The following is a 25,370-nucleotide window of genomic DNA, read 5'->3' as shown; positions in this document are numbered from 1 at the left end:
GCCGGAGAGCGGATCGCGCGGCACGCTGCCAGGATTGACCCGTGGTCATCCGACGTGTGCTCGCGCCCCGCATCGACTTCGGCGCGCTGCGCCGCGAGCTGGGACTGCCCGACAGCTTCCCGGCCGCAGCGCAGCGCGAGGCGGACGAGGCGGCCGACGCCCCGCCGCCCGCCGTGGCCGACGCCCCGCCGCCCGCCGTGGCCGACGCCCCGCCGCCCGCCGTGGCCGACCGTACCGACATCCCGTTCGTCACGGTCGACCCGGCCGCCTCCCGCGACCTGGACCAGGCGATGCACCTCAGCGCCCGCCCCGGCGGCTACCGGGTGCGGTACGCCATCGCCGACGTCGCTGCCCACGTGCGCCCCGGCGGGCCGTTGGAGGAGGAGACCTGGCGGCGCGGGCAGACCGTCTACCTGCCCGACGGCAACGTGCCGTTGCACCCGCACACCCTCAGCGAAGGGGCGGCCAGCCTGCTGCCCGACGTCGACCGGGCGGCGGTGCTCTGGACCATCGACCTCGACACCGACGGGGCCACCGTCGCCGTCGGGCTGGAGCGCGCCCTGGTCCGCAGCCGCGCCAAACTGGACTATTCGGGCGTGCAGGTGGCCGCCGACGCCGGTCGGCTCCCCGAACCGATCGCCCTGCTGCCCGAGATCGGCGCCCTGCTCACCGCCCGTGGCCTGCGCCGGGGTGCGGTCAACCTGCCCCTGCCCGAGCAGGACGTCGAGCCCGACGGGGACGGGTGGCGGCTGGTGCTGCGCGGCCCCGGTCCGATGGAGGACCACAACGCCCAGATCTCGCTGCTCACCGGGATGGCGGCGGCGGACATCATGCTCGCCGGTCGGATCGGGCTGCTGCGCACCATGCCGGCACCGAAGCCGGAGGCGGTGGCCCGGCTGCGCGCGGCGGCGGCCCCGCTGGGCGTGCACTGGCCGGACGGGGTACGGGTGGGGGAGGTGCTGGCCGGGTTGGACGCCTCGCAGCCCCGGGCCGCCGCCTTCGTCGACCAGGCGGCCGAACTGATGCGCGGTGCGGCGTACACGGCGTTCGACGGCGAGCTGCCCGAACAGCCGGAGCACGGTGGGGTGGCAGCCGCGTACGCCCATGTCACCGCCCCGCTGCGTCGACTGGCCGACCGGTACGCCACGGAGGTCTGCCTGGCCCTGCACGAGGGCCGTGAGGTGCCGGAGTGGGCCCGTACGGCGCTGCCCCGGCTGCCGGAGGCGATGGCCTCGACCGACCGGACGGCGGGCACCGCCACCCGGGGTGCGATCGAGCTGGCCGAGGCGGTGCTGCTGGAGCACCGGGTGGGGGAGACGTTCTCGGCGGCGGTGCTGGACGTGGACGCACCGCCGAACAGTCAGTCGAAGCCCGGTCGGGTGCCCGGCGGGACGGTGGCGTTGGACGATCCGCCGGTACGGGCCCGCTGCACCGGTGAGCTGCCACTGGGGGAGCGGGTCACCGTACGCCTGGTCACCGCCGACCCGGTCGGCCGCAAGGTCCTCTTCGCGCGGGCCTGAACCCGGCCCCGGCGGGTCCCGCCCTGTCCGGCGGCCCTGGCGGGGCGGGCAGCGTCACAGCGCCTTGTGCCGCTGACCGTGCGGGCGGTTTGCGAGGATGACGCCATGGCATACGACGCGAGCACCCTTCCCGACGTGTCCGGGCTGACCGTCGGCATCATCGGTGGCACCGGCGACCAGGGGCGGGGGCTGGCCTACCGGTTCGCCCGCGCCGGTCAGCAGGTGCTGATCGGGTCCCGCTCCGCCGACCGGGCGGCCGAGGCGGCGGCGGAGATCGCCGTGCTGCCCCGGCTGCCCGCCGGGGTCGACGTGACCGGCGCGGACAACGACGAGGTGGCCCGCCGCAGCGACGTGGTGGTGATCGCGGTGCCGTGGGACGGGCACGCGGCCACCGTCGGCGCGCTGGCCGGGCCACTGGCCGGCAAGATCGTCGTGGACTGTGTCAACCCGCTCGGCTTCGACAAGCAGGGCCCGTACGCGCTGCCGGTCGCCGAGGGCAGCGCGGTGCAGCAGGCGGCGGCACTGCTGCCCGACTCGCGGGTCTGCGCGGCATTCAACCATGTCAGCGCGCCGTTGCTGGCCGACCCGGAGATCGACCGGATCGACCTCGACGTGCTGATCTGCACCGAGGAGCGGGAACTGGTCGACATCGTCGGCGCGTTGGCCGCCCGGATCCCCGGGATGCGCGGCATCTACGCCGGCCGGCTGCGCAACGCCCACCAGATCGAGGCGTTCACCGCCAACCTGATCGCCATCAACAAGCGTTACAAGGCGCACGCCGGCATCCGGGTCACCGACCTCTGACGGTGGGAATGTGGGAGCAGATCACCCCGGCTGCCCCGACTCGGTTGCTGACCGTGCGGATGCGGGAGCGGGCCACCCGGCTGTGCCGAGGTGTGCTGCCCCGTCGCGGTCACGGGTGACCTCCGGGACCCCGGCCGGCCCCCGGTGCGGGCGGTCGGGCGGTGGGTCGGACGGCCCGGGTGACCCGCTCCCCTCTCGTCACCGTCAGAAGTTGATGTCGACGCCGGCCTTCTTGCAGGCGGCGTTCGCCATGGCGCTGGTCTTCTGGAACTCGGGGCCGTCGGCGGCGGCGTCCATGTCCGGGGCGGTGGCCACCCTGCCGGCGGCGACGCCGAACGCCGCCAGCGCGGTGGCCGCCTCGCTGCCGGGGGTGCCGGCCGTGGCCTTCGCCAGGCCCGACGCCATCTCGTTGTAGGCCTTCTTGATGGCCGGGTTCGGGTCACCACCCGCCATCGCGGCCTTCACGACGTCGACCTTCGTCGTCTCGGCGATCTTCTTGGCCGCCGTGCAGAGCTTCTTGTCGGCTGCCGGGTCGGCGGCTGCGGTCGGGGCGTCGGTGGTCGGCGCGGCCGTGGCGGAGGGGGAGGTGGCCGGCGCGGCCGCGCTGGTGGCGGAGGACGACGGCGCGGTCGTCGTCGACGGCTTCGCCTCGCTGCACGCCGCGAGTGCCAGGACGGAGAGACAGGTCAGGGCGACAGTCGAGAAGCGAGCATGATTCACGAGCGGAACCCTAGCGGAGCCTGGTGGGGCGGTGGGGGCAGCGCCCCACCAGGCTCCGGCGCGACCTCAGAAGGTGTGTTCGGTGGCGGGGAAGTCGCCGCCGCGTACCTCGTCGGCGAACCGGCGGGTCGCCTCGGTCAGCGCCCCGGCCAGGTCGGCGTAACGCTTGACGAACCGGGGGGCCTTCCCGGTGCGCAGCCCCGCCATGTCCTGCCAGACCAGCACCTGGGCGTCGGTGTCGGGGCCGGCGCCGATGCCGACGGTGGGAATCGCCAGTTCGGCGGTGACCCGCTTGGCGACCTCACCCGGCACCATCTCCAGCACCACCGCGAACGCCCCCGCCCCGGCCACCGCCCGCGCGTCGGCGAGCACCTCGTCGGCGGTGTCGCCGCGACCCTGCACCCGGTAGCCGCCCAGGGTGTGTTCGCTCTGCGGGGTGAAGCCGATGTGCGCCATCACCGGGATGCCCGCCCCGGTGATCGCCGCGATCTGGTCGGCGCAGCGTCGGCCGCCCTCCAGCTTCACCGCGTGGCAGCCACCCTCCTTCATGAACCGCACCGCCGTGCGCAACGCCTGCGTCGGCCCCTCCTCGTATGAGCCGAACGGCAGGTCACCGACGACCAGGGTGTGCCGAGTCGCCCGGACCACGGCCCTGACCAGCGGCAACAACTCGTCGACGGTCACCGGCAGGGTGGTCTCGTAACCGAACACGTTGTTCGCCGCCGAGTCGCCGACCAGCAGCACCGGAATCCCCGCCTGGTCGAAGATTCCGGCGGTGTACTGGTCGTACGAGGTGAGCATCGCCCACCGGTCGCCGCGCTCCTTGGCGGCGATCAGGTCGCGGGTGCGGACCCGTCGGGTGGCCGGCCCGCCGTACAGGGCGGTCACCTCGGTCGGGGTGGACTCCACCATGACTGTCTCCTTTCCTCGAGGCCGCTGTCGCGGTCCCCGGGTTCCGTCGCGATCGTCGCACCACGCGACCGGTCGACGGCAGGGAACAGTGCAGGATTTCACTCCGCCGGGGCGACGCCGACCGACCGTGGCCGGCCGGCGTCGGGGTGCCCGACCGACCCGGGTCGGTCGGGCTGTGCTGCTCAGCCGACCGGGTCGGTCGGTCCCGGATGCTCAGCCGACCGGGTCGGTCGGTCCCGGATGCTCAGCCGACCCGGGTCGGTCGGTCCCGGACGCTCAGCCGGCCGCAGGTCGGCCGGCCCGGATGCTCAGCCGTCCTCGCGCCAGCGGTTGGTGATCGGCAGCCGACGGTCGCGGCCGAACGCCTTCATCGAGATCTTCGTGCCCGGGGCGGACTGCCGACGCTTGTACTCGGCGGTGTCCACCAGCCGCAGCACCCGGTCGACCACCGCCGGGTCGTGGCCGGACTCGACCAGGCCGGCCCGGCCCAGGTCACCGTCGACGTAACCGATCAGGATCGGGTCCAGCACGTCGTAGTCGGGCAGGCTGTCACTGTCGAGCTGGCCGGGGCTCAGCTCGGCCGACGGGGGCTTGCCGATGGAGTTCTCCGGGATCGGCGGGGTCTCGCCCCGGCGGGCCGCGTCGGCGTTGCGCCACTTCGCCAGCCGCCAGATCAGCGTCTTCCAGACGTCCTTGACCGGGTTGAACCCGCCGACCGAGTCGCCGTAGAGGGTCGAGTAGCCGACCGCCAGCTCACTCTTGTTGCCGGTGGTGAGGACCAGGTGCCCCTCCTGGTTCGACAGTGCCATCAGGATCACCCCGCGCACCCGGGCCTGGAGGTTCTCCACCGCCACCCCGGACAGCGAGATGTTCGCCAGGAAGGTGTCCACCATCGGCTGGATCGGCTCGACGCGGTAGTCCAGGCCGGTGCGCTTGGCCAGGTCCTCCGCGTCGGTCCGGGAATGCTCCGAGGAGTGCTGGCTGGGCAGTGACACGCCGACCACCCGCCGTGGGCCGAGCGCGTCGACGGCCAGCGCGGCCACCACCGCCGAGTCGATCCCGCCGGACAGGCCCAGCACCACCGAGGGGAAGCGGTTCTTGTTGACGTAGTCGCGCAGGCCCAGCACCAGCGCCTGCCACACCTCGGCCTCGTCGGCCACCGGCGCCAGCAGGCCGCCGTCGGCCGCCGGCCCGGTCGGGGCCGCCGGCACCACCTCGACGGTACGACGCAGCACCCGCATCCCGTCGGCGAGGTCCTCGGTGTCGGCGGGGTGCGGTCCCGCCCCGGCCAGCTCCACGTCGTGCACGAGCAGGTGCTCGACGAACTGCGGCGCGCGGGTGAGCAGTTCCCCGTCGGCGTCCACGATCATCGAGTCGCCCTCGAAGACCAGTTCGTCCTGACCACCGACCATGTTGACGTACGCGATCGGGGCCCCGGCCTCGGCGGCCCGGCGACGCACCAGCGGCAGCCGGACGTCGTCCTTGTTCAACTCGTACGGCGAGCCGTTGATGTTGACCACCAGGCCGACGCCGGCCTGCCGGGCCACCGCGAACGGGCCCCCGGCCTGCCACAGGTCCTCGCAGATGGTCAACGCCACGTCCACCCCGCCCACCCGGACCACGGTCAGGGTGTCGCCGGGCACGAAGTAGCGGTCCTCGTCGAAGACGCCGTAGTTGGGCAGGTGGTGCTTGAAGTAGGTCGCGACCACCTCACCCCGGTGCAGCAGCGCGGCGGCGTTGCGGGCCCCCCGGCCCGGCTGGGCGTCCCCGCTGACCTGGGGTGGACCGTCGGCGTCCAGGTAGCCGACCACGACCGGCAGGTCGCCGAGGCCGTCGGCGGCCAGATCGGCGGCGAGCTGCCGCACCGCGGCCTGTGAGGCGGCGACGAAGGAACGGCGGAAGACCAGATCCTCGACGGGGTAGCCGGTGAGTGTCATCTCCGGGAAGGCGACGAGCTGGGCGCCGGCGTCGGCGGCCCGACGGGTCCAGGCGCGGATCAGCTCGGCGTTGCCGACGGTGTCGCCGACGGTCGGGTTGACCTGGCACAGGGCCAGACGCAGGGTGGGCATGACCTCATCTTGCCCCAGCCGCAGGCGGTCGACCCGGCGGCTGCGACGAGACGACGGCCACCCTCTCGCCGCGCCCGGCCGGCCCGCCGCTGGTGGCGGGGCCGCCCGTCGATCCGGCCGTCGGGACACCGCAGGACGAGCGGCGGCAGGTCGCGTAACGTCTGCTTAACCAGGCCGGTGAAGACTGGGCGGTCAGGACGGACCGGCCGACCGGTGCCGGACGTACGTCGCGAGGGGTTGGGGAAGTGGACCGTCAGCAGGAGTTCGTCCTCCGTACGCTGGAAGAGCGGGACATCCGGTTCGTCCGGCTGTGGTTCACCGACGTGCTGGGGACGCTCAAGAGCGTCTCAGTCGCCCCGGCGGAGCTGGAGGCAGCCTTCGAGGAGGGCATCGGGTTCGACGGCTCGGCCATCGAGGGCTTCGCCCGGGTCTTCGAGTCCGACATGGTCGCCATGCCGGACCCGACGACCTTCCAGGTGTTCCCGTTCGAGGGCGGGGTCAGCGGTGAGAGCGCCCGGATGTTCTGCGACATCCTGCTGCCCGACGGCGGCCCGTCCTGGGCCGACCCACGGCACGTGCTGCGCCGGATGCTGTCCAAGGCGGCCGAGAAGGGCTTCACCTTCTACACCCACCCGGAGATCGAGTTCTTCCTGCTGGAGAACGGCCCGCAGGACGGCTCGGTGCCCACCGCCGTGGACACCGGCGGCTACTTCGAGCACACCACGCACGCCGTCGCGCGGGACTTCCGCCGCCAGGCCGTGCTCGCGCTGGAGCGGATCGGCATCTCGGTGGAGTTCAGCCACCACGAGGTCGCCCCCGGCCAGCAGGAGATCGACCTGCGCTACGCCGACGCGCTGACCACCGCCGACAACATCATGACCTTCCGGCACGTGGTCAAGGAGGTGGCGCTGTCCACCGGCGTACAGGCCAGCTTCATGCCGAAGCCGTTCACCGACCAGCCGGGCAGCGGCATGCACACCCACCTGTCGCTGTTCGAGGGGGAGCGCAACGCGTTCCACGACTCCGGTGACCCGATGAAACTGTCGAAGGTGGCGAAGTCGTTCATCGCCGGCCTGCTGATGCACGCCCGGGAGTACACCGCCGTCACCAACCAGTGGGTCAACTCGTACAAGCGGTTGTTCCCGCAGGCGTTGCCGGACCGGATCACCGAGAGCCCGGCGTACGTCTGCTGGGGGCACCTGAACCGGTCCGCGCTGGTCCGCGTCCCCGCGTACGGCAAGCCGAACTCGGCCCGGGTGGAGGTCCGGTCGCTGGACTCGGCGACCAACCCCTACCTGGCGTTCGCGGTGATGCTCGGCGCCGGCCTGAAGGGCATCGAGGAGGGCTACGAGCTGCCACCCGGCGCGGAGGACGACGTCTGGTCGCTGACCAGCGCCGAGCGCCGCGCGATGGGCTACGAGGCACTGCCGGAGAACCTGTCCGAGGCGATCGACGTGATGGCCGGCTCCGAGCTGGTCGCCGAGGTGCTCGGCGAGCATGTGTTCGACTTCTTCCTGCGCAACAAGCGGGCCGAGTGGGAGCAGTACCGCCGCGAGGTCACCCCGTACGAGCGGCAGCGCTACCTGTCGTTGTGACCCGTTGACGTCGAGGACCCGGGGCCCGCGCGGCCCCGGGTCCTCGACGTCCCGGGTCCGCCGGGGCCCAGGGCGTTCGGCGGTGCCGGGCCGGCTGACGGTCCGGGCGTTCGGCGGTGCCGGGTCGGCTGACGGCCCGGGCGTTCGGCGGTGCCGGGTCTGCCGACGGTCCGGGCGTTCGACGGTCCGGGGGGTGTCGGGGGTGGCGCGGTGCCGCTATCGTCTCGATCACCGTGCCGGCACCCGCGCCGGGCGCAGGAGGTCGGGAGGCCGTCGGTGCTGGATGATCTGCTCACCGGAGCATGGCAGAGCGTCGTGTTCGGGATCGTCGGGGTGGCGCTGATGGCGGCCGGCTTCGTGCTGGTCGACGTGCTCACCCCGGGCAAGCTGCGCGAGCTGATCTGGGTGCAGCGCAACGGCAACGCCGGGCTGCTGCTGGCCGCCAATCAGCTGGGTGTCGCCGGCATCGTCTTCACCGCGATCGTGACCAGCTACGACGACTTCGCCAAAGGGCTCGCCTCCACGGTGCTCTTCGGGCTGATCGGGCTGGCTGTCATGGCGCTCGCCTTCGGCGTGCTGGACCTGCTCACCCCGGGCAAGCTCGGTGAGGTCATCTGCTCGGACCAGCCGCACCCGGCGGCCCGGGTCAGCGCCGCCACCCACTTCGGTGCGGCTCTGATCGTCTGCGCCTGCATCGCCTGAACCGGGGGCCCTGCCGCCCGTACCGTCCGAGCCGACCCCCGTCCGCCCTCCCCGCCGGGGCGGACAGGGGCGGTGCGTCGTACCCCCGTCGTAGCGTGCGGGGGTGAACCGGACGGATCGTCTCTACGCCCTGGTGGAGGAGCTGCGGGCGGTGTCGCCCCGGCCGCGCAGCGCCCGTTGGCTGGCCACCCGTTTCGAGGTCAGCACCCGCACCGTCGAACGCGACATCGTCGCCCTCCAGGGTTCCGGCGTGCCGATCTGGGCCGAGCCCGGCCGCACCGGCGGTTACGTGGTCGACCGGTCGCACACCCTGCCGCCGGTCAACCTGACCGCCACCGAGGCGGTGGCGATGGCGGTGGCCCTGCACCGGCTCGCCGGCACCCCGTTCGCCGTGGCCGGCAGCACCGCACTGCGCAAGCTGCTCGCGGTGCTGCCGGCCGCCGACGCCGATGCCGCGCGCCTGCTCGCCGGCCGGGTGCTGCTGGTCGGCACCGGGCCGGGCACGTCCGTCCCGGCCGTCGTCGCCGACGCGGTCTCCGCCCGTCGGATGCTCCGCCTGCGGTACGCCGACCGCTGCGGGGTGCCCTCGTCGCGCGAGGTCGAGCCGCTGGGTTACCTGGGCAACGACCGGCACTGGTACCTGCTCGCCTGGTGCCGGCTCCGCGACGGGCTGCGCTGCTTCCGTACCGACCGGATCGTCGGGGTCGAGGCGTTGTCGCAGCGGGTGACCCGGGAGTTCTCCCCGGCCGACCTGGACGTCCCGGCCGAGCGGGTGCGCCGGCTGACCCTGGTCTGACTCGGCGTGGGCCGGCCGCACAGTCCGGTCGGCGCGGGCTGTCCGGACGGGTCGGCGTGCGGGCCGTGCAGGCCGGTTGGCGTGCGGGCTGTCCGGACGGGTCGGCGTGCGGGCCGTGTGGACCGGGCGGTAAACACCGACAGGACGGTGTCGCGGACACCCGGGAGGCTGACTGCCGAGCCCGCCGGCCGCCCGGTCGGCGGGGAACAGGAGGCAACGCGTGACCAGTACACCCGTCACCTGGTTCGAGATCGGCACCGACCGGCCGGACGAGGCGCAGAGCTTCTATGCGGAGTTGTTCGGCTGGACCTTCACCGAGGAGGGCACGGCCGAGGGCGGTTCCTACCGGACGACCACGGCGGGGGAGCCGACCGGCATCGGCGGCGGCATCCGGGCTCTCGCCGAGGACGCGCCCGGCTACGCGATCCTCTACGCCGAGGTGGCCGACGTGGCGCAGACCTGCGGGCGGGCCGAGGCGGCGGGCGGCACGGTGCTGACCCCGCCCCGGACCACGCCGAGCGGCCTGACCCTCGCCCTGGTGCGCGACCCGGTGGGCACCCACCTCGGTCTCTTCTCCTCGGGTGGCAGCGCCTGACGCCAGCGGGTCGGTGTTGCGCTTCCTCGGGTGGCAGCGCTTTACGCCAGGGCCGACGTTGCGGTGTCCCAGTGCGTCGGACACCGCAACGTCGGCCCTGGCGGGTCGATTGTCGGCCCGCCGGGTCGGGCGGGCCGGAGGTGGGTCACTCGCCGGGCGTACCCGCCGGGCCGCGGTGGTGACCGGGGCCACCCGGCCCCGGGAAGACCCCGGCCTCGACGGCCTTGGTGATCGCGTCGGCCTGGTCCTGGGTGAGCTTGCCGTCCTTGACCGCCTGGGCCAGCCGCTCGGCCAGCTTCTCCTGCCGGTCCTGCGGCGACGGACGCTCCGGCCGGTCACCCGTGGCGCGGTCCTTGTGCTGCTCGCGCACCTTTTCCAGGGCGGCGGTCACTTTGTCGGTGTCCACGCCCAACTCCTTGGCGAGCGCCTCGACGAACTCGTTCTGCCGGTCGGCGCGCTGCTGCTGCCGGTCGGTGCCCTGAGCGGCCTCGCTGCTGGCGCTCGGCGTCGGGGTGGCCCCGTTCTCGGCGAAGGCAACCGTGGGAGCGGCGATCCCCACCCCGAGCACACCAGCGGCGGCGAAACCGACCAGCAGGCGCTTCTTCGACATCATGCGGGACATCGGTCCTCCAGTACGTCGGTGGTGATGCGTTGACGTCACCGACAGTGACCACCGAACCTGGGAATCCCCCTTCCCGACCCTGTCCCCCAGCTGAAAATCCCGCCCACCGCCCCGGTGATCAAGAGGTTTCGGTCAGGAACGGGCTTTCCGGTGACGCGAACCTCTTGATCACCGGAACGGTCGGGGCCGGAGCGGGTGGGGTGGGGGTGGGGGTGGGGCGTGGGGGTTACTGGACGGCGGGGGTGGTGGTGAGGGTGCCGGTTTCGGTGTCGAGGGTGGCGGGGGTGCCCACCGGGACGGTGAGTTGGCCGGGGCCGTGGCCGATCGGCAGGCCGCCGAGGACCGGCACGCCGAGGTCGCCCAGCCGGTCGGTGAGCACGTCCACGACGGTGGTGTCCCAGCCGTCGGCGCAGTCGGTGAACTGGCCCACCGCCACCCCGGCCAGGCCGTCCAGCACGCCCGCGCGGCGCAGGTGGGTGAGCATCCGGTCGACCTTGTACGGCGGCTCCTGCACCTCCTCGACGAGCAGCACCGCCCCGGTCAGGTCCGGCATGTCCGGGGTGCCCAGGGTGGCGGTGATCAGGCAGAGGTTCCCGCCGAGCAGCCGACCCACCGCCCGACCGGGGACCCGCACCGGGTAGGTCTCCTCCGTGGGCACCGCCGCCACGGTCACCGGCGCGGTGGTCATCAGCGCGGCGTGCAGCGACTCCGCCGAGCGCAGCGGGGTCCGCTCGTCGACCCAGGCCGCCCCGGGGCCGTGCACGCCGGTCAGCCGGGCCCCCCGCCAGAGGGCGAACTGCAGGGCGGTGATGTCGGAGAACCCGGCCACCACCTTCGGGTCCCGCCGCACGGCGGCCATGTCGATCAGGTCGACCACCCGCTGCGCGCCGTACCCGCCCCGGGTGCAGATCACCCCGCGCACCTGCGGGTCGGCGAAGGCGGCGTTCAGGTCCGCGGCGCGCAGCGCGTCGTCACCGGCGAGGTAACCCCGTCGGGCGTACGCGTTCGGTGCCACCACCGGGCGCAGCCCCCAGCCGGTCAGTAACTCGACACCCCGGGCCACCCGCTCCGGCCGGGTCGGCCCGGACGGCGAGACCAGCATCACCGTGTCGCCCTCGCGCAGCACGGGCGGGCGCAGGACGGACGGGTCGTCGGCGATCACAGCGGCCGAGCATAGTCGCCCCGCCGCGCGGTCCGAGGCGTTCCGGGTGTCCGTCGACGAACCCGATAGCCTCGACGGCGTGGGAACCGCACTGGTGATCGAGAACGACCCGACCGACGACCCCCGACGGCTGGGGGAGTGGCTGGTGGAGGGGGGCCTGGAGCTGCGGCTGCTGCGCCCGTACGCCGGCGACGAACTCCCCGACGACCTCGCCGGCCACGTGGCGCTGGTGGTGCTCGGCGGTGACCAGCACGCCTACCCGGCCCCCGACGGCACCCCCGGCGCACCCTGGTTCCCGAAGCTCGAAGGGTTGCTGCGCAAGGCCGTGCGGCACCGGGTGCCGACCCTCGGCGTCTGCCTCGGCGCGCAACTGCTCGCCACCGCGCACGCCGGCCTGGTCGAGCGCAGCCCGTCCGGCCCCGAGGTGGGCCCGGGCGTGGTCGGCCGGCGCGACGCCGCCGAAAGTGACCTGCTGTTCCGGTACGTGCCGCTGATCCCGGACGTGCTCCAGTGGCACACCGACGAGATCACCGAGCTGCCCCGGGCCGCCACCCTGCTGGCCGCCTCGACCCGCTACCCGCACCAGGCGTTCCGGCTCGGCGACCGGGCCTGGGGCCTGCAGTTCCACATCGAGTGCGACACCGCGATGATCGCCGGGTGGGCGCGCGGCTCCGAACTGCTCGCCGAGCTGGGTTACGACGAGGACCTGGTGGTGGCCGCCTGCGACCGGGTGATGGCCGACGTCGAGGAGGTGTGGCAGCCGTTCGCCGTCCGGTTCGCCGCCCTCGCCCTCGGCGAGCTGGACGACGACACCCGCCGCAGCCTGCCCCTGCTCGGGCACTGAGATGAGCAGATCGACCAGGGGACGGCTGGCCCGCTACGGCTTCGCCGAGGGCGACGGCGGGGTCCGCGCCGCCGACCTGCTCGGCGCGGACGGGCTCGGGCTGTGGCAGGCCGACGAGCAGGAGCCCACCGACCGCGCGGCGGCCGACCTGCTGGCCGCGCTCTCCCGGGCCGCCGACCCGGATCTGGCGCTGCGTCAACTGCACCGGATGGTGGAGACCGAACGCCGCACCGCCGCCGACGCCACCGGGTCGGCCCTGCTGGCCGGGCTCGCCGCCGATCCGGGTCTGCGGCGTCGGCTGGTCGCCGTCCTCGGGGCCTCCTCCGCACTGGGTGACCACCTGGTCGCCAACCCGGGGCAGTGGACGGTGCTCGGCACCGCCCCGGACGGGCTGGCCCCCACCGCCGACGGTCGACTCGACCTGGCCCTCGCCGGCCGGTTGACCGTCGCCACCGCGCCGGTGGCGGTGCTGCGGCAGGCGTACCGGCTGGCGTTGCTGCGGATCTCGGCGGCCGACCTGACCGGCGGACGCGGCCTGGAGCAGGTGATGTCGGCGCTGTCCGCGCTGGCCGACGCGACCCTCGCGGCGGCGTACGAGATCGCGGTGGGTGAGCTGCCGGCGGGCACGCCCCGGCCCCGGCTGGCCGTGGTGGCGATGGGCAAGTGCGGTGGCGACGAGCTGAACTACGTCTCCGACGTCGACGTGATCTTCGTGGCCGCGACCGACGAGGACCTGCCCGCCGCGACCACCGTCGCCGCCCGGCTGATCCACATCTGCGGGCTGGTCGCCTGGCCGGTGGACGCCGCGCTGCGCCCCGAGGGCAACCGGGGGCCGCTGGTGCGTACCCTGGCCAGCCACCTCGCCTACTACCAGCGGTGGGCTCGCACCTGGGAGTTCCAGGCGCTGCTCAAGGCCCGCCCGGCCGCCGGTGACCTGGCGTTGGCCGGCGAGTGGGTCGACGCCCTCGCCCCGCTGGTCTGGCGGGCCTCCGAGCGTCCCGAGGCGGTCTCCGACGTACGCGCCATGCGCCGCCGGATCATCGACAACATCCCGCCGAAGGAGCTGGACCGCGAGATCAAGCGCGGTCCGGGCGGGCTGCGGGACATCGAGTTCGCCGTCCAACTGCTGCAACTGGTGCACGGCCGGGGCGACGAGTCGCTGCGGGTGCCGGGCACCGTGCCGGCGCTGCGCGCGCTGGTGGCCGGCGGTTACGTCGGGCGGGCCGACGGTGAGGCGCTGCTGCGCGGATACCGCTTCCTGCGCGGGGTCGAACACCGGCTCCAGCTCCAGGCGCTGCGGCGCACCCACACCGTGCCGACCGAGCCGGCCGCGCTGCGCTGGCTGGCCGCCGCGCTCGGCTACGCCGCCATCCCGGGCCGCAGCGCCGTGGAGAGCTTCCGCGCCGACTGGGTCGCGCACGCCACCGAGGTACGCCGGCTGCACGCCAAACTGCTCTACCGGCCGTTGCTGGAGTCGGTGGCCCGGGTGCCCGCCGACGGCCTGCGGCTCACCCCGGAGGCGGCCCGGCACCGGCTGGAGATCCTCGGTTTCGCCGACCCGGCCGGGGCGCTGCGCCACCTCGAAGCCCTCACCGGCGGGGTGAGCCGGACCGCCGCCATTCAGCGGACCCTGCTGCCGGTGCTGCTCAGCGAGTTCGCCGACGCGCCCGAACCGGACCGGGGGCTGCTCAACTACCGGCAGGTCTCCGACTCCCTCGGCAGCACCCCGTGGTACCTACGGCTGCTGCGCGACTCCGGGCCGGTGGCCCGCCGGCTGGCCCGGGTGCTGTCGTCGTCCCGCTACGCGGCCGACCTGCTGGCCCGGGAACCGGAGGCGCTGCGGCTGCTGGCCGAGGAGAACGAGTTGACGCCCCGACCCCGGGAGGTGCTCTGCGACGGGTTCGCCGCCGCGGCGGCCCGGCACGCCGACCCGGTCGAGGCGACCCGGGCGGTACGCGCGCTGCGCCGCCGGGAACTCGTCCGGATCGCCTGCGCCGACGTGCTCAGCCGGGCCGGCGGGCTGGCCCCGCGACCCGAGCGTGGTGTGCCGGTCGGCCCGCTGGCCGACGTCACCCGGGTCGGCACCGGCCTGTCGTACGTCACCGACGCCACCCTGTCCGCCGCGCTGCGCGCCGTCCGGGCCGCCCAGCCGGAGCTGCCCGGCCTGCGGTTCGCGGTGATCGGCCTCGGTCGCCTCGGCGGGTACGAGTCGAACTACCTCTCCGACGCCGACGTGCTGTTCGTCTACGACCCGCCGGCCGGGACGGCGGAGAGCACCGCCAGCGCCGCCGCGCACGCGATCGCCGAGGAACTGCGCCGGCTGCTCGCCGCCCCCGCCCCCGACCCGGCGCTCGGCGTCGACGCCGACCTGCGCCCCGAGGGACGGCAGGGCCCGCTGGTCCGCAGCCTCGCCGCCTACGCCCAGTACTACGCCCGCTGGTCGCGGGTGTGGGAGGCGCAGGCGCTGCTGCGGGCCCGCTTCGTCTGCGGCGACGCCGACCTGGGCACCGAGTTCGAGACGATGGTCGATCCGGTCCGCTACCCGGCCGACGGGTTGACCCGGGAGCAGGTCGTCGAGATCCGCCGGATCAAGGCCCGGGTGGAGAACGAACGGCTGCCCCGGGGCGCCGACCCGGCCACCCACACCAAGCTCGGTCGGGGTGGCCTGGCCGACGTCGAGTGGGCGGTGCAGCTGCTCCAGCTGCGCAACGCCGGGGCGTACCCGCAGCTGCGCGGCACGCGTACCCTCGATGCCCTCGCGGCGGCCCGGGAGGCGGGGCTGGTCGACCCGGCGGACGCCGCCGCGATGGTCGCCGGGTGGACCCTCGCCGCGCAGGTCCGCAACGCGCTGATGCTGGTCCGGGGTCGGGCCGGCGACCAGCTTCCCCGGCACGGGGTGGAGCTGGCCGGTGTGGCGCGGTTGCTCGGTGCGGACGACCCGGGGGAGTTCCTCGACGACTACCTGCGCACCGCCCGGCGGTCCCGGGCCGCCATGCAGCGGGTCCTGGAGAGCTGAGCCCCCGCCGCCGGCACCGAAGCCGTTGGCATAGTCGGGCCGGGCGGCCGTGCCGGGCAGCCGGGCCGGGCGGCCGTGCCGTGCCGGGCCGGGCGGCCATGCCGGGCCGGGCGGCCGTGCCGGGCCGGGTAGCCGGGCGACGACGGCGGCCCGGTCACCAGGGCGGCCCGGTCACCGGCGTCGCCTGGTCACCGGCGGCGGACCAGCACCAGATGGTCGATCAGGGTGCCGGCCTCGCCGTTGGGGCCGGTGGCCTGCCGCTGCGGCGCGTCGAGGCGCTCGACGTGCCATCCGTCCGGGTCGAGGTCGAGCTCGGCCAGGGTCTCCTGCGGGGTGGGGAACCGCACGTGGCGATGTTCGGCGGCACCCCACGGGGGCACCGCGCCGTGCTCGACCACCAGCAGCCGTCCGCCCGGGGCGACCGCCCGGACCGCCGCCCGCAGCACCTGCGCCCGGGGGAAGTCCAGCGGCGACTGGAGGAACTGCGCCGAGACCAGGTCGAACCTGCCCGCCGGGAAGGTCCGGGCCAGGTCGTGCCGCTGGAAGTCGACCAGGGACGCCACCCCGGCGGCCGTCACGGCGGCGGCCGACCGCTCCAACGCGGTGGTGGAGACGTCGACCGCCGTCACCCGCCAGCCCTGCCGGGCCAGCCACACCGCGTCGCCGCCCTCGCCGCAACCGAGGTCGAGGGCGCTGCCCGGCGGCAGCGCCCCGACGACGTCGACCAGGTGCGGATTGGGTCGGCCGCTCCACTGCCGCTCCCGGGCCCGGTACATCTCGTCCCAGTGCCGGGCGGTCTGCTCGTCCACGGCCGCGTCGACAACGGTTCCGTGCGTCCCGCCGCCCTGCCCGTCCTCGTTGCCGGTCCCGTGGGTACTGCGGCCCTGCCCGCCGTCCTCGTTGCCGGTCCCGTGGTCACTCACTGGCCTGTCCGCCGTCCTCGTCGCCGGTGCGGGCGGCGGTGGCCCGGTGCGCGGCCACCGCCCGGTCGGTGTCCTCGGCGATCAGGTCGGCGTTGAGCGCGGCGGCGGCCTTCAGCCCCGCCGCGGCGGCGGCGATCACGGTGGCCTGCGGGTCGGTGACGTTGCCGGCCACCCAGACGCCGGGCACCCCGGTCGCGCCGGAGGCGTCGGCGGCCACCCGGTCACCGAAGGTGTGCCCACCGACGACGAATTCCTCGGTGGGCAACCCGAGCCCGGCGAGGAAAGCGGCCCGCGCGCCGAACCGGGGGGCCACCACCAGCGCCTCCCGGGGGACCACCCGGCCGGACCGCAGCCGTACGCCGGTGAGCCGGTCGCCGGTGACCTCCAGCTCCGCCACCTCCCCGTCGACCACGGTGACGCCCCGGGCGGCCAGCTTCTCCGCCTCGTCGGCGGGCAACGGCCCGGCGGTGTGCGTGAAGACCACCACGTCGTCGGTGAGCTGACGGAACAGCAGCGCCTGGTGGGCGGCCATCGGGCCGGTGGCGAGCACCCCGACGGCCTGGTCGCGTACCTCCCACCCGTGGCAGTAGGGGCAGTGCAGCACGTCGCGGCCCCAGCGGTCGGCCAGGCCCGACACGTCGGGCAACTCGTCGACCAGGCCGGTGGTGACCAGCAACCGGCGGGTGTGCAGGGTACGGCCGTCGGCCAGGGTCACCGCGAACCGCCCCGGACCGACGTCGCCCGCCGGTGCCGTGGCGTCGTGCGGGTGGGCCGGGTCGATCGGGTGGGCCGGGTCGATCGGGTGGGTGGCGGTGACGGTGCCGTCGAGGACGGTCACGCCGTACCGGGCCACCTCGGACCGGCCCGTCGCGTACAGGTCGGCGGGTGGGACACCCTCGTTGGTCAGGAAGTTGTGCACGTGGTCGGCCGGGGCGTTGCGCGGGGCACCACCGTCGACCACCACCACGTCGCGGCGGAACCGGCCCAGGGCGAGCGCACCGCTGAGCCCGGCCGCACCGCCACCGACCACCACCACGTCGTGCACCACCGGGTACGTCATGACTGTCTCCTCACGGGCGGGTCCGTCCCGCCGATGCCCCGGATCGTGCGCCCGGATCACCGTACTGCCAAATCTGGTTGCCGAAATGGCAAACTGGTGCGGTGACCGACGACCACAGCGACATCCCCCCGGACGAGGTGCTCACCGCCGTCGGACCCCGGCTGCGGGCGCTGCGGCAGCAGCGCGGCGTGACCCTGGGTCAGCTCGGCGCGGCGACCGGCATCTCGGTCAGCACGCTGTCCCGGCTGGAGTCCGGTGGCCGGCGGCCCACCCTGGAACTCCTGCTCGCCCTGGCCCGCTTCCACCGGGTGCCGCTGGACGATCTGGTCGGCACGCCGCAGACCCGCGACCCCCGGGTCCACCGCCGGCCCGTCGTCCGTCACGGCGTCACCATCGTGCCGTTGACCCGTCGCCCGGGTGGCGTCCAGGCGTACAAGATGATCTATCCACCGCAGGTGCCGGTGGGGGAGCCGACCCAGCAGGCGCACGAGGGGTACGAGTGGCTCTACGTGCTCTCCGGCCGGGTCCGGCTGCTGCTCGGCAGCCACGATCTCACCCTCGACGCCGGTGAGGTCGCCGAGTTCGACACCCGCACCCCGCACTGGTTCGGCAACCCCTACGACGAGCCGGCGGAGATCCTCAGCCTCTTCGGCCCCCAGGGTGAGCGCCTGCACGTCCGCGCCCGCCCGTCCCCGGTCCGCCCCACCCGCCCCTGACCGGCAGCCCGGGTGCCGGCGCGCTGGCGGTGCACTGGCGGCGTGCGCTGCCGGTGCACTGGCGGCGTGCGCTGCCGGTGCACTGGCGGCGTGCGCGACGACCCCGGGCGGGTGTCACCGCGCCTACCGTGGTAGGACTGCTCGGTGCCGACGACCCGCCGTGAGCAGTCCGCGCGTCCCGTCCTCGCGGCGCTGGCGGTGTCGCTGCTGCTCGCCGTCGCATTCCTGCTCGCCCCGCCGATGGGCACCGACCTGTCGGCCCAGGTCGCCCGCGCGGGCTTCGCCGACCGCAACGGCCTGGCCCCCATCGACTTCGCCTGGTACGGCGGAGTCCACCAGGGCGGTTACAGCCTCTACACCCAACTGCTCGGCGCGCTGGTCGGCGTACGGCCGCTCGGCGCGTCGGCAGCGGTCGTCTCGTCGGCGGCACTGGCCTGGCTGTTCGTCCGCTCCGGTGCCCGTCGTTGCCTGCTGGGCGCGGTCCTGGGCGCGGTGGTCCTGGTCGGGAACCTGGCGAGCGGCCGGATCACCTTCGCCGTCGGGCTCGCGTTCGGGCTGCTCGCCCTCTGCGCGGTGGCGGCGCAACGACCCGGCCGGCCACTGCGGCTGGTGGCAGCCGCCCTGCTCGCCGCCCTCGCCACCTGGGCCAGCCCGGTTGCCGGTCTGTTCACCGGACTGGCCGGTGCCGCAGTGCTGCTGGCCGCCCTGCGACGAGGCGACGGCCCGGGCAGAGCACTGCCCGGCGGCTGGCGGGCCACCAGCCCGGTGGCCGACGGACTCGTCCTCAGCCTCACCCCCGCGCTCGCCCTCGCGCCGATGGCGGTGCTGTTCGGCAACGGCGGCACCCAGCCGTACTCGGCCGAGTCGATGCGGATCAACGTGGCGCTGGCCGTGCTGGGGTACGCCGTCCTCGGCCGGCAACACCGGGTGCTGCGCATCGGTGCGCTGCTGACCGTGGTGTTGCTGGTCGCCGCCTTCTACCTGCCCAGCCCGATCGGCTCCAACGCCCTGCGGCTGCCGATGCTCTTCGGCCTGCCGCTGCTCGCCGCGTTCGCTGCGGTGCGCGGACCGTGGCTGGCCGGTCTGCTCGTCGCCGCTGTCTGGTGGCAGAACCCGGTGATGGTCAGCGACGTGACGCGCGCCGGTTCGGTGCAGAGCGGCGCCGCCTTCTACCGTCCGCTCGTCGACGAACTGGCCCGACGGCAACCGGTGGGCCGGGCCGAGGTGGTGCCGCTGCGCGACCACTGGGAGTCGGCGTACCTCTCACCGACCGTCCCGCTGGCCCGGGGGTGGGAACGGCAGGTCGACGCCGACCGCAACGCGATCTTCTACACCGGCCGGCTGACCGCCGAGTCGTACGCCCGATGGCTGCGCGCCAACGCCGTCCGCTACGTCGCCGTCGCGCCCGACGCGCCACCCGACCGGTGGGCGCGCGACGAAGCCAACCTGGTGCTGGGCGGCCAGCCCTACCTGCGCGAGGTGTGGCGCAACGCCGACTGGCGGCTGTACGCCGTCGCCGACCCCGCGCCGATGGTGAGCGCTCCCGGACGGCTGGTCTCCGCGGATCAGAGCGGGGTCCGGTTCACGGCCGACCGGACCGGGAACGTGCAGGTGCGCGTACGGTGGTCGCGCTGGCTCTCGCTGTCGGGGGCAGCCGGCTGTCTGCGGCCGGGACCCGACGGGTGGACCGAGATCAGGGTGGACGGCCCGGGTGAGTTCTGGATGTCGAGCGACCTCCTGCCCGCGCGTCACTGCTGACCGGGTCGACCGGCCGCCGCGACGTGGCCGGCCCGCGCCCACCCGCCGAGCGGCCCCGGTGCCGACACCAGGGCGCTCCCGCCCACCGCCGCCGTAGCCCAACGCCGTAGCCCACTGCTATAGCCCACCCCCGTGGCGTCACCGTGGTACTGGCAGCATGTTCTCCCATGCCCCTCCCCTTGGCGCGCTGGACCGGCCTGGCCGGCTCGACGATGCTCGCCGTCGCAGCGTTCCTGGGCGGCGCGCTGCCTTCCTCGCCGCACGGAAACACCCCGGTCGGCATCTGGCAGGGCCCGAACGGGCCCCTGCTCGTCGCGCTGTGGGTGGTCGGGCTGGGGCTGATGGCCGCAGTGTGGTGGACGCTGCGCGATCGCGTCCCGTCGACCCGGTGGGCGCTGGTGACCATCGGGCTCTGGCTCGTCCCACTGCTCGTCGCCCCCCCACTGGCCAGTCGGGACGTGTACGCGTACGCCTGCCAGGGTGCCACCTACGCCGCCGGGTTCAACCCGTACGAGCAGGGGGTGTCGGCGCTGCCGTGCCCGTGGTTGGACACGGTCTCGCCGATCTGGCGGGACACCCCGGCCCCGTACGGGCCGCTGTTCGCCCTGCTCTCCGGCGCGGCGGTGGCGGCGACGGACTCACTGGTCGGCAGCATCGTGCTGTTCCGGTTGCTGGCGGTGGCCGGGGTCGCCCTGCTCGCGGCGGTGCTGCCGGTACTGGCCCGCCGATGCGGGGTGGCACCGGAACGGGCGCTGTGGCTGACACTCGGGTCGCCGCTGGTCGGGGTGCACCTGGTCGCCGGCGCGCACAACGACGCGCTGATGGTCGGACTGCTCGTCGCCGGGCTGGCGGTGGTGGCGTCACATCCCGGCCGCCCCGGCCCGCTGCTGGCCGGCGGTGTGCTGCTCGGCCTGGCTGCCGGGATCAAGGTGACCGCGTTGGTCGTCGTGCCCTTCGCCGCGTTGGCCGCGCTGGCCGGAACGTACTCCATCCGCAGGCTCTGCCGGGACGGCGGCTGGGTGGTCGGTGGCGCGGTGGGGACGGTGGTCGGGGCGACGTTGGCGGCCGGACTGAACTTCGGCTGGATCTCCGGCCTGCAGCAGGGTGGCCTGGCGATCGCCTGGACGTCGCCGCCGACCGCCGTCGGGCAGACCGCCGGCTACGTCGCGGCCCTGTTCGGCGCGGACATCGACGCGCTACCGGTGACCCGGACGATCGGCATGCTGGTGCTGGCGGTGCTGCTGGTCTGGTTGTGGTGGCGGGCCCGCACCCGCGACCCGCTCTGGCACGCCGGCCTGGCACTCGCCGCGACGGTGGCCCTCGCGCCGCTGTTCCACCCCTGGTACTGGTTGTGGCCGCTGGCCGTGCTCGCCGCGACCACCCACCGGCCGACCCGGTGGTTCGCGTTGGTGGCGTTGCTCTCGTCGTTCCTGGTGCTGCCCGACGGCACCGGGCTGCCCCGGTACACCAAGATGCCCGGTGCCCCGCTGATGACGCTGTTGGTGATCGTGGTGGCCGTCCGGTTGGTACGGTCGGCTCGGGCGGGCCGGCGGCCCGCCCCCGTGGACGCGCCCGCCGACTGAGGAGAGGTGGCCGGTGACCGAGCCCGGCGTGCCGACCAGGAGGCGGGCCCGTGCGGCGCGTCACCTCGGGTTGACCGGAGCGGTGCTGCTCGCCGTGGCCGGCTGGCTGGGCGGGGTGCTGCCCGAGGTGCCGCCGACCGGGCCGTGGCGCGCGCCACACGGGCCGGCAGCGGTCCTCTGCTGGCTGGTCGGGACGGCGCTGATGGTGGGTGCCTGGTGGGCGTTGCGCGCCGGTGCACCGTCCACCCGGTGGGCGTACGTCACCGCCGGGCTGTGGACCCTGCCGCTGCTGCTCACCCCACCGCTGGCCAGCCGGGACGTCTACTCGTACGCCTGCCAGGGGTGGTCGTACGCGGCCGGGCACGACCCGTACCGGGTGGGGGTGGCGGCGGCCGGCTGCCCGTGGGTCGACGCGGTCGCGCCGATCTGGCGGGACACCCCGGCCCCGTACGGCCCCGCCTTCGTGCTGCTGGCCGCGCTCGCCGCGGTGCTCGGCGGGACCCTGGTCGGCACCCTGATGGTGCTGCGGCTGTACGCGGTGGCCGGGGTGCTGCTGGTGGCGTTCTGCCTGCCCGGCCTGGCCCGCGCCGCCGGGGTACCCACCCGCCGGGCGGCCTGGCTGGGGTTGGCCTCCCCCCTGGTCGGGGTGCACCTGGTGGCCGGCGCGCACAACGACGTGGTGATGCTCGGTCTGCTCCTGCTGGGCCTGCTGGTGCTGGTGCGCGCGCCCGGCCGGACCCGGGGGCTGCTCGTCGCCGGGGTGCTGCTCGGGCTGGCGGTGGCGGTGAAGGCGACAGCGGTGGTGGTGCTGCCGTTCGCGGCGTTGGCGGCGGTGCACGGCCGCTACACCCTCCGGGCCCTGCTGTGCGACGGCGGCCGGCTCGCCGGGGTGGTCCTGGCCACCCTGGCGGCGGTCTCGGCGCTGTCCGGCCTGGGGCTGGGCTGGGTCGCCGGGTTGGCCCGCAGCGGTGACTCACAGCAGTGGACGTCGGCGCCGACGGCGGTCGGTTTCGTGGTCGACTACGTCGGCGAGTTGGCCGGTCGGCGGCCGGACGCGGTGCCGGTGACCCGGGCGGTGGGCCTGCTGCTCCTGGCGGGGCTGCTGGTGCTGCTCTGGTGGCGGGCGTGGACGGCGCTGCGCCGGCTCAACGACGTCCGGCAGCGGGTGCACCGGCTGGCGGCGGCCCGGCCCCGGGTCACCCTGGGCGCGGCGGGCGCGGCGCTGGCCGCGACGGTGCTGCTCGCCCCGGTCCTGCACCCGTGGTACGTGACCTGGCCGTTGCTGCTGCTCGCGGTGTCGGCGACCCGGACGACCTGGTTCGTGGTGCCGGCGGCGGTGGCGGCCTTCCTCACCCTGCCCGACGGCACGTCGGTCGCCCGGTACACCAAGGCACCCGGCGCGATCGTGATGACCGCGCTGCTGCTGGTGCTGCTGGTCGGCGCGGCACGGGGCCGGTGGCATCCAACGGGCGGGCGTGACGGTGCGGGTCCGCGTGACGGAACGGGCCGGCTCCGCGGAAGCGGAGCCGGCCCGGCCGGTGGAACGTGACAGTCGAGGCGGACCTCAGCAGTCGAAGTACATCGCGAACTCGTGCGGGGTCGGGCGCAGACGCACCGGGTCGACCTCGTTGGCCCGCTTCCAGCCGACCCAGGTGGAGATCAGGTCGGGGGTGAAGACGCCACCGTCGAGCAGGTAGTCGTGGTCGGCCTCCAGCGCGTCGAGCACCTCCGGCAGCGAGCCCGGCACCTGCTTGACGTCGCCCCACTCCTCCGGCGGGAGGTCGTAGAGGTCCTTGTCGATCGGAGCCGGCGGCTCCATCTTGCTCTTGATGCCGTCCAGGCCGGCCATCATCATGGCCGAGAAGGCGAGGTACGGGTTGCTGGACGGGTCCGGCACCCGGAACTCGACCCGCTTGGCCTTGGCGTTGCTGCCGGTGACCGGGATGCGGGTGCAGGCGGAGCGGTTGCGCTGCGAGTAGACCAGGTTGACCGGGGCCTCGTAGCCGGGCACCAGGCGACGGTACGAGTTGACCGTCGGGTTGGTGAACGCCAGCAGCGACGGGGCGTGGTGCAGCAGGCCACCGATGTACCAGCGGGCGGTGTCCGACAGGCCGGCGTAACCGGTCTCGTCGTAGAACAGCGGCTCTCCGTTGAGCCAGAGGCTCTGGTGGGTGTGCATGCCGGAGCCGTTGTCGCCGAAGAGCGGCTTGGGCATGAAGGTGGCCGTCTTGCCGTTGGCCCAGGCCTCGTTCTTCACGATGTACTTGAAGAGCTGGAGCTGGTCACCGGCGTGCAGCAGGGTGGAGAACTTGTAGTTGATCTCCGACTGGCCGGCGGTGCCGACCTCGTGGTGCGAACGCTCCACGGTGAACCCGCCGTCGACCAGCCGACGCACGATCGAGTCGCGCAGGTCGGCGTAGTGGTCCACCGGCGGCACCGGGAAGTAACCACCCTTGTACGCGGTCTTGTAGCCGCGGTTGCCGCCGGCCTCCTCACGACCGGTGTTCCACGCGCCCTCGATCGAGTCGATGTAGTAGAACGACTGGTGCGCCGAGGTCTCGTGGCGGATCGAGTCGAAGATGTAGAACTCGGCCTCGGCACCGAAGTACGCGGTGTCGGCGATGCCGCTGGCGGCGAGGTAGGCCTCGGCCTTCTTGGCCACGTTGCGCGGGTCCCGCGAGTACGCCTCACGGGTGAACGGGTCGTGGATGAAGAAGTTGAGCGCGAGGGTCTTCTGCGCGCGGAACGGGTCGATGAAGGCGGTCGCGACGTCCGGGAGCAGGAGCATGTCCGACTCGTGGATCGCCTGGAAACCGCGGATCGACGAACCGTCGAACGCGAGACCGTCGGTGAAGACGCTGTCGTCGAAGGACTCCACCGGCAGATTGAAGTGCTGCATCACGCCGGGCAGGTCACAAAAACGTACGTCGACGAACTTTACGTCCTCGTTCTTGAGGTATCGCAGGAGTTCCTCGGGATTGGCAAACACACGTCCTCCTGGCACGTCCACTCCGGTCGCTGGGCTCTGGCGACGCTATGACCGTGGGGTTGCTCGCCCGTGTCTCCAATGTTTCTGCCGTGTTACGCCGCTAGCGGAGCGTCATCTGCGCCGCTCAGTACCCGCCGGGTTGTCCGTTCGGACGATACCGGCTGAAGTGCTGTGCTGCCATTCGTAGTGATTAGACCGAATGTGCACAGATTGCCGGAACACCCTGCCTGTCCACCTGGTGACCGGCCGCCGACCGACCCGGGGCCCGGGTGACCACCCCCGGCCGGCCGCCGTCCCTGAGCGGTAGCGGGTGCCGGTGCCGCCCTGAGTGGTGGCGGGTGCCGGTGCCGCCCCGGCCGGTGGCAGGGCGGTGCTGACTACCCTTGAGCACCGTGACGAGTTCGCCTGCGGCGCCGGTGCCGCCCGCCACCGATCCCGCCTTCACCCCGCCGACCCTCAGCCGACGGTTCGGGGCCCTGGTGATCGACTGGGTGCTCTGCCTGCTGGTGGCGAACTTCTTCGCCGACCCGGTCCGCGACGGCTGGGCCCCGGTGGCGGTGCTCATCGCCGAGTACGGCCTCTTCCTCGGCCTCTTCGCCCAGACCCCCGGGATGAGGATCACCCGGCTGCGCTGCCTCGACTGGTCCGACGGCGGGCGGATCGGCGTCCCCCGGGCGCTCCTGCGCGGCCTGCTCCTGGCCCTGGTCGTACCGCCGCTGATCATGGACGAGCAGCGCCGGGGCCTGCACGACCGCCTCACCGGCGCGGTCATCGCCGACGCCCCCCGCCCCACCACCTGATCGCCCCGCCCGCCGGGTGCCCGCCCCGCCCGCCGGGTGCCCGCCCCGCCCGCCGGGTGCCCGCCCCGCCCGGCGGGTGCTCGCGGCGCTGCCCGGCGAGTGCTCGCGCTGCCCGCCAGGTGCTCGCCGCCCGGGCGCTCGCGGCCGACCCCCGCTGCGGAGAGGACCACGCCGGGTCGCGTGC

At 74.2% G+C, this 25,370-nt stretch carries 21 protein-coding genes; 13 read left to right on the top strand and 8 right to left on the bottom strand.

The window, feature by feature from the left end:
* Positions 1–41: 41 nt before the first annotated feature.
* On the top strand, positions 42–1,520 hold the full coding sequence (locus tag AB0K25_RS05735) for an RNB domain-containing ribonuclease (protein ID WP_363818673.1): 1,479 nt from the start codon (positions 42–44) through the stop codon (positions 1,518–1,520).
* A gap of 105 nt (positions 1,521–1,625) precedes the next feature.
* Positions 1,626–2,324: an NADPH-dependent F420 reductase gene (npdG, locus tag AB0K25_RS05730; RefSeq protein ID WP_219464080.1), complete on the top strand. Its 699-nt coding sequence runs from the start codon at positions 1,626–1,628 to the stop codon at positions 2,322–2,324.
* 204 nt (positions 2,325–2,528) lie between these two features.
* On the opposite strand, the gene AB0K25_RS05725 is transcribed toward npdG, so the two are convergent.
* The 3 genes from AB0K25_RS05725 to AB0K25_RS05715 all read right to left on the bottom strand — a co-directional run bounded on the left by AB0K25_RS05725 (position 2,529) and on the right by AB0K25_RS05715 (position 6,025).
* Complete coding sequence (locus tag AB0K25_RS05725) at positions 2,529–3,044, bottom strand: hypothetical protein (protein WP_363818670.1); 516 nt, start codon at positions 3,042–3,044, stop codon at positions 2,529–2,531.
* A 66-nt stretch (positions 3,045–3,110) separates the two neighbouring features.
* Entirely contained in the window at positions 3,111–3,956 is an 846-nt protein-coding gene (gene panB / locus AB0K25_RS05720; protein WP_357535437.1) for a 3-methyl-2-oxobutanoate hydroxymethyltransferase, read from the bottom strand.
* Between the two features lie 308 nt (positions 3,957–4,264).
* Positions 4,265–6,025: an NAD+ synthase gene (locus AB0K25_RS05715; protein ID WP_363818667.1), complete on the bottom strand. Its 1,761-nt coding sequence runs from the start codon at positions 6,023–6,025 to the stop codon at positions 4,265–4,267.
* A gap of 245 nt (positions 6,026–6,270) precedes the next feature.
* Here AB0K25_RS05715 and glnA (AB0K25_RS05710) point away from each other — a divergent pair, with 245 nt between their 5' ends.
* From glnA (AB0K25_RS05710) to AB0K25_RS05695, 4 genes are all read left to right on the top strand, one after another.
* Complete coding sequence (glnA, locus tag AB0K25_RS05710; RefSeq protein ID WP_208568774.1) at positions 6,271–7,620, top strand: type I glutamate--ammonia ligase; 1,350 nt, start codon at positions 6,271–6,273, stop codon at positions 7,618–7,620.
* A gap of 276 nt (positions 7,621–7,896) precedes the next feature.
* Entirely contained in the window at positions 7,897–8,322 is a 426-nt protein-coding gene (locus AB0K25_RS05705; protein ID WP_219464077.1) for a DUF350 domain-containing protein, read from the top strand.
* 103 nt (positions 8,323–8,425) lie between these two features.
* On the top strand, positions 8,426–9,118 hold the full coding sequence (locus tag AB0K25_RS05700; protein WP_363818663.1) for a WYL domain-containing protein: 693 nt from the start codon (positions 8,426–8,428) through the stop codon (positions 9,116–9,118).
* Positions 9,119–9,338: 220 nt separating this feature from the next.
* The gene (locus AB0K25_RS05695; RefSeq protein ID WP_208568771.1) at positions 9,339–9,713 is read left to right on the top strand and encodes a VOC family protein; all 375 of its coding nucleotides are present in this window, start codon (positions 9,339–9,341) and stop codon (positions 9,711–9,713) included.
* Positions 9,714–9,858: 145 nt separating this feature from the next.
* Here the strand turns inward: AB0K25_RS05695 and AB0K25_RS05690 are convergent, their stop codons facing one another.
* Together AB0K25_RS05690 and AB0K25_RS05685 are read right to left on the bottom strand one after the other, a co-directional pair.
* Complete coding sequence (locus AB0K25_RS05690; protein ID WP_219464075.1) at positions 9,859–10,335, bottom strand: hypothetical protein; 477 nt, start codon at positions 10,333–10,335, stop codon at positions 9,859–9,861.
* Between the two features lie 226 nt (positions 10,336–10,561).
* On the bottom strand, positions 10,562–11,497 hold the full coding sequence (locus AB0K25_RS05685) for an LD-carboxypeptidase (protein ID WP_219464073.1): 936 nt from the start codon (positions 11,495–11,497) through the stop codon (positions 10,562–10,564).
* Between the two features lie 79 nt (positions 11,498–11,576).
* Between AB0K25_RS05685 and AB0K25_RS05680 the strand changes: the two genes are divergently transcribed.
* Together AB0K25_RS05680 and AB0K25_RS05675 are read left to right on the top strand one after the other, a co-directional pair.
* Complete coding sequence (locus tag AB0K25_RS05680; RefSeq protein WP_219464071.1) at positions 11,577–12,341, top strand: type 1 glutamine amidotransferase; 765 nt, start codon at positions 11,577–11,579, stop codon at positions 12,339–12,341.
* A gap of 1 nt (position 12,342) precedes the next feature.
* Positions 12,343–15,357, top strand: a complete 3,015-nt coding sequence (locus AB0K25_RS05675) for a bifunctional [glutamine synthetase] adenylyltransferase/[glutamine synthetase]-adenylyl-L-tyrosine phosphorylase (RefSeq protein WP_219464070.1) — start codon at positions 12,343–12,345, stop codon at positions 15,355–15,357.
* 188 nt (positions 15,358–15,545) lie between these two features.
* On the opposite strand, the gene AB0K25_RS05670 is transcribed toward AB0K25_RS05675, so the two are convergent.
* Both AB0K25_RS05670 and AB0K25_RS05665 read right to left on the bottom strand, forming a co-directional pair.
* Positions 15,546–16,280 carry a class I SAM-dependent methyltransferase gene (locus AB0K25_RS05670; protein WP_357535429.1) on the bottom strand — a complete coding sequence of 245 codons (735 nt, stop codon included), beginning with the start codon at positions 16,278–16,280 and terminating at the stop codon, positions 15,546–15,548.
* The gene (locus AB0K25_RS05665; protein ID WP_363818657.1) at positions 16,273–17,340 is read right to left on the bottom strand and encodes an NAD(P)/FAD-dependent oxidoreductase; all 1,068 of its coding nucleotides are present in this window, start codon (positions 17,338–17,340) and stop codon (positions 16,273–16,275) included. Before AB0K25_RS05665 ends, AB0K25_RS05670 begins: the two co-directional genes overlap by 8 nt.
* A gap of 101 nt (positions 17,341–17,441) precedes the next feature.
* Between AB0K25_RS05665 and AB0K25_RS05660 the strand changes: the two genes are divergently transcribed.
* The 4 genes from AB0K25_RS05660 (at position 17,442) to mptB (AB0K25_RS05645) (ending at position 22,946) form a co-directional block, all read left to right on the top strand.
* Positions 17,442–18,056, top strand: coding sequence for an XRE family transcriptional regulator (locus AB0K25_RS05660; RefSeq protein WP_308290865.1), 615 nt, complete (start codon positions 17,442–17,444; stop codon positions 18,054–18,056).
* 144 nt (positions 18,057–18,200) lie between these two features.
* Entirely contained in the window at positions 18,201–19,814 is a 1,614-nt protein-coding gene (locus AB0K25_RS05655) for a hypothetical protein (protein ID WP_363818654.1), read from the top strand.
* 167 nt (positions 19,815–19,981) lie between these two features.
* Entirely contained in the window at positions 19,982–21,397 is a 1,416-nt protein-coding gene (mptB, locus tag AB0K25_RS05650) for a polyprenol phosphomannose-dependent alpha 1,6 mannosyltransferase MptB (RefSeq protein ID WP_363818651.1), read from the top strand.
* Between the two features lie 13 nt (positions 21,398–21,410).
* Positions 21,411–22,946, top strand: a complete 1,536-nt coding sequence (gene mptB, locus AB0K25_RS05645; protein ID WP_363818648.1) for a polyprenol phosphomannose-dependent alpha 1,6 mannosyltransferase MptB — start codon at positions 21,411–21,413, stop codon at positions 22,944–22,946.
* Between the two features lie 15 nt (positions 22,947–22,961).
* On the opposite strand, the gene glnA (AB0K25_RS05640) is transcribed toward mptB (AB0K25_RS05645), so the two are convergent.
* On the bottom strand, positions 22,962–24,386 hold the full coding sequence (gene glnA / locus AB0K25_RS05640) for a type I glutamate--ammonia ligase (RefSeq protein WP_208568762.1): 1,425 nt from the start codon (positions 24,384–24,386) through the stop codon (positions 22,962–22,964).
* Positions 24,387–24,802: 416 nt separating this feature from the next.
* On the opposite strand from glnA (AB0K25_RS05640), the gene AB0K25_RS05635 reads away from it, so the two are divergent.
* The gene (locus AB0K25_RS05635) at positions 24,803–25,186 is read left to right on the top strand and encodes an RDD family protein (protein WP_363818852.1); all 384 of its coding nucleotides are present in this window, start codon (positions 24,803–24,805) and stop codon (positions 25,184–25,186) included.
* Positions 25,187–25,370: the final 184 nt, after the last annotated feature.

This window comes from Micromonospora sp. NPDC049257 (genome assembly GCF_040678915.1).
GTDB classification, from domain to species: Bacteria; Actinomycetota; Actinomycetes; order Mycobacteriales; family Micromonosporaceae; genus Micromonospora; species Micromonospora antibiotica.
This window is presented reverse-complemented; position numbering and strand designations above follow the sequence as displayed.

Bases quoted from the DNA above. Each gene is read 5' to 3' on its own strand.
- AB0K25_RS05675 (WP_219464070.1), top strand. From the start codon at position 12,343: ATGAGCAGATCGACCAGGGGACGGCTGGCCCGCTACGGCTTCGCCGAG.
- npdG (WP_219464080.1), top strand. From the start codon at position 1,626: ATGGCATACGACGCGAGCACCCTTCCCGACGTGTCCGGGCTGACCGTC.
- mptB (WP_363818651.1), top strand. From the start codon at position 19,982: ATGCCCCTCCCCTTGGCGCGCTGGACCGGCCTGGCCGGCTCGACGATG.
- AB0K25_RS05665 (WP_363818657.1), bottom strand. From the start codon at position 17,340: ATGACGTACCCGGTGGTGCACGACGTGGTGGTGGTCGGTGGCGGTGCG.
- AB0K25_RS05690 (WP_219464075.1), bottom strand. From the start codon at position 10,335: ATGTCCCGCATGATGTCGAAGAAGCGCCTGCTGGTCGGTTTCGCCGCC.
- panB (WP_357535437.1), bottom strand. From the start codon at position 3,956: ATGGTGGAGTCCACCCCGACCGAGGTGACCGCCCTGTACGGCGGGCCG.
- AB0K25_RS05715 (WP_363818667.1), bottom strand. From the start codon at position 6,025: ATGCCCACCCTGCGTCTGGCCCTGTGCCAGGTCAACCCGACCGTCGGC.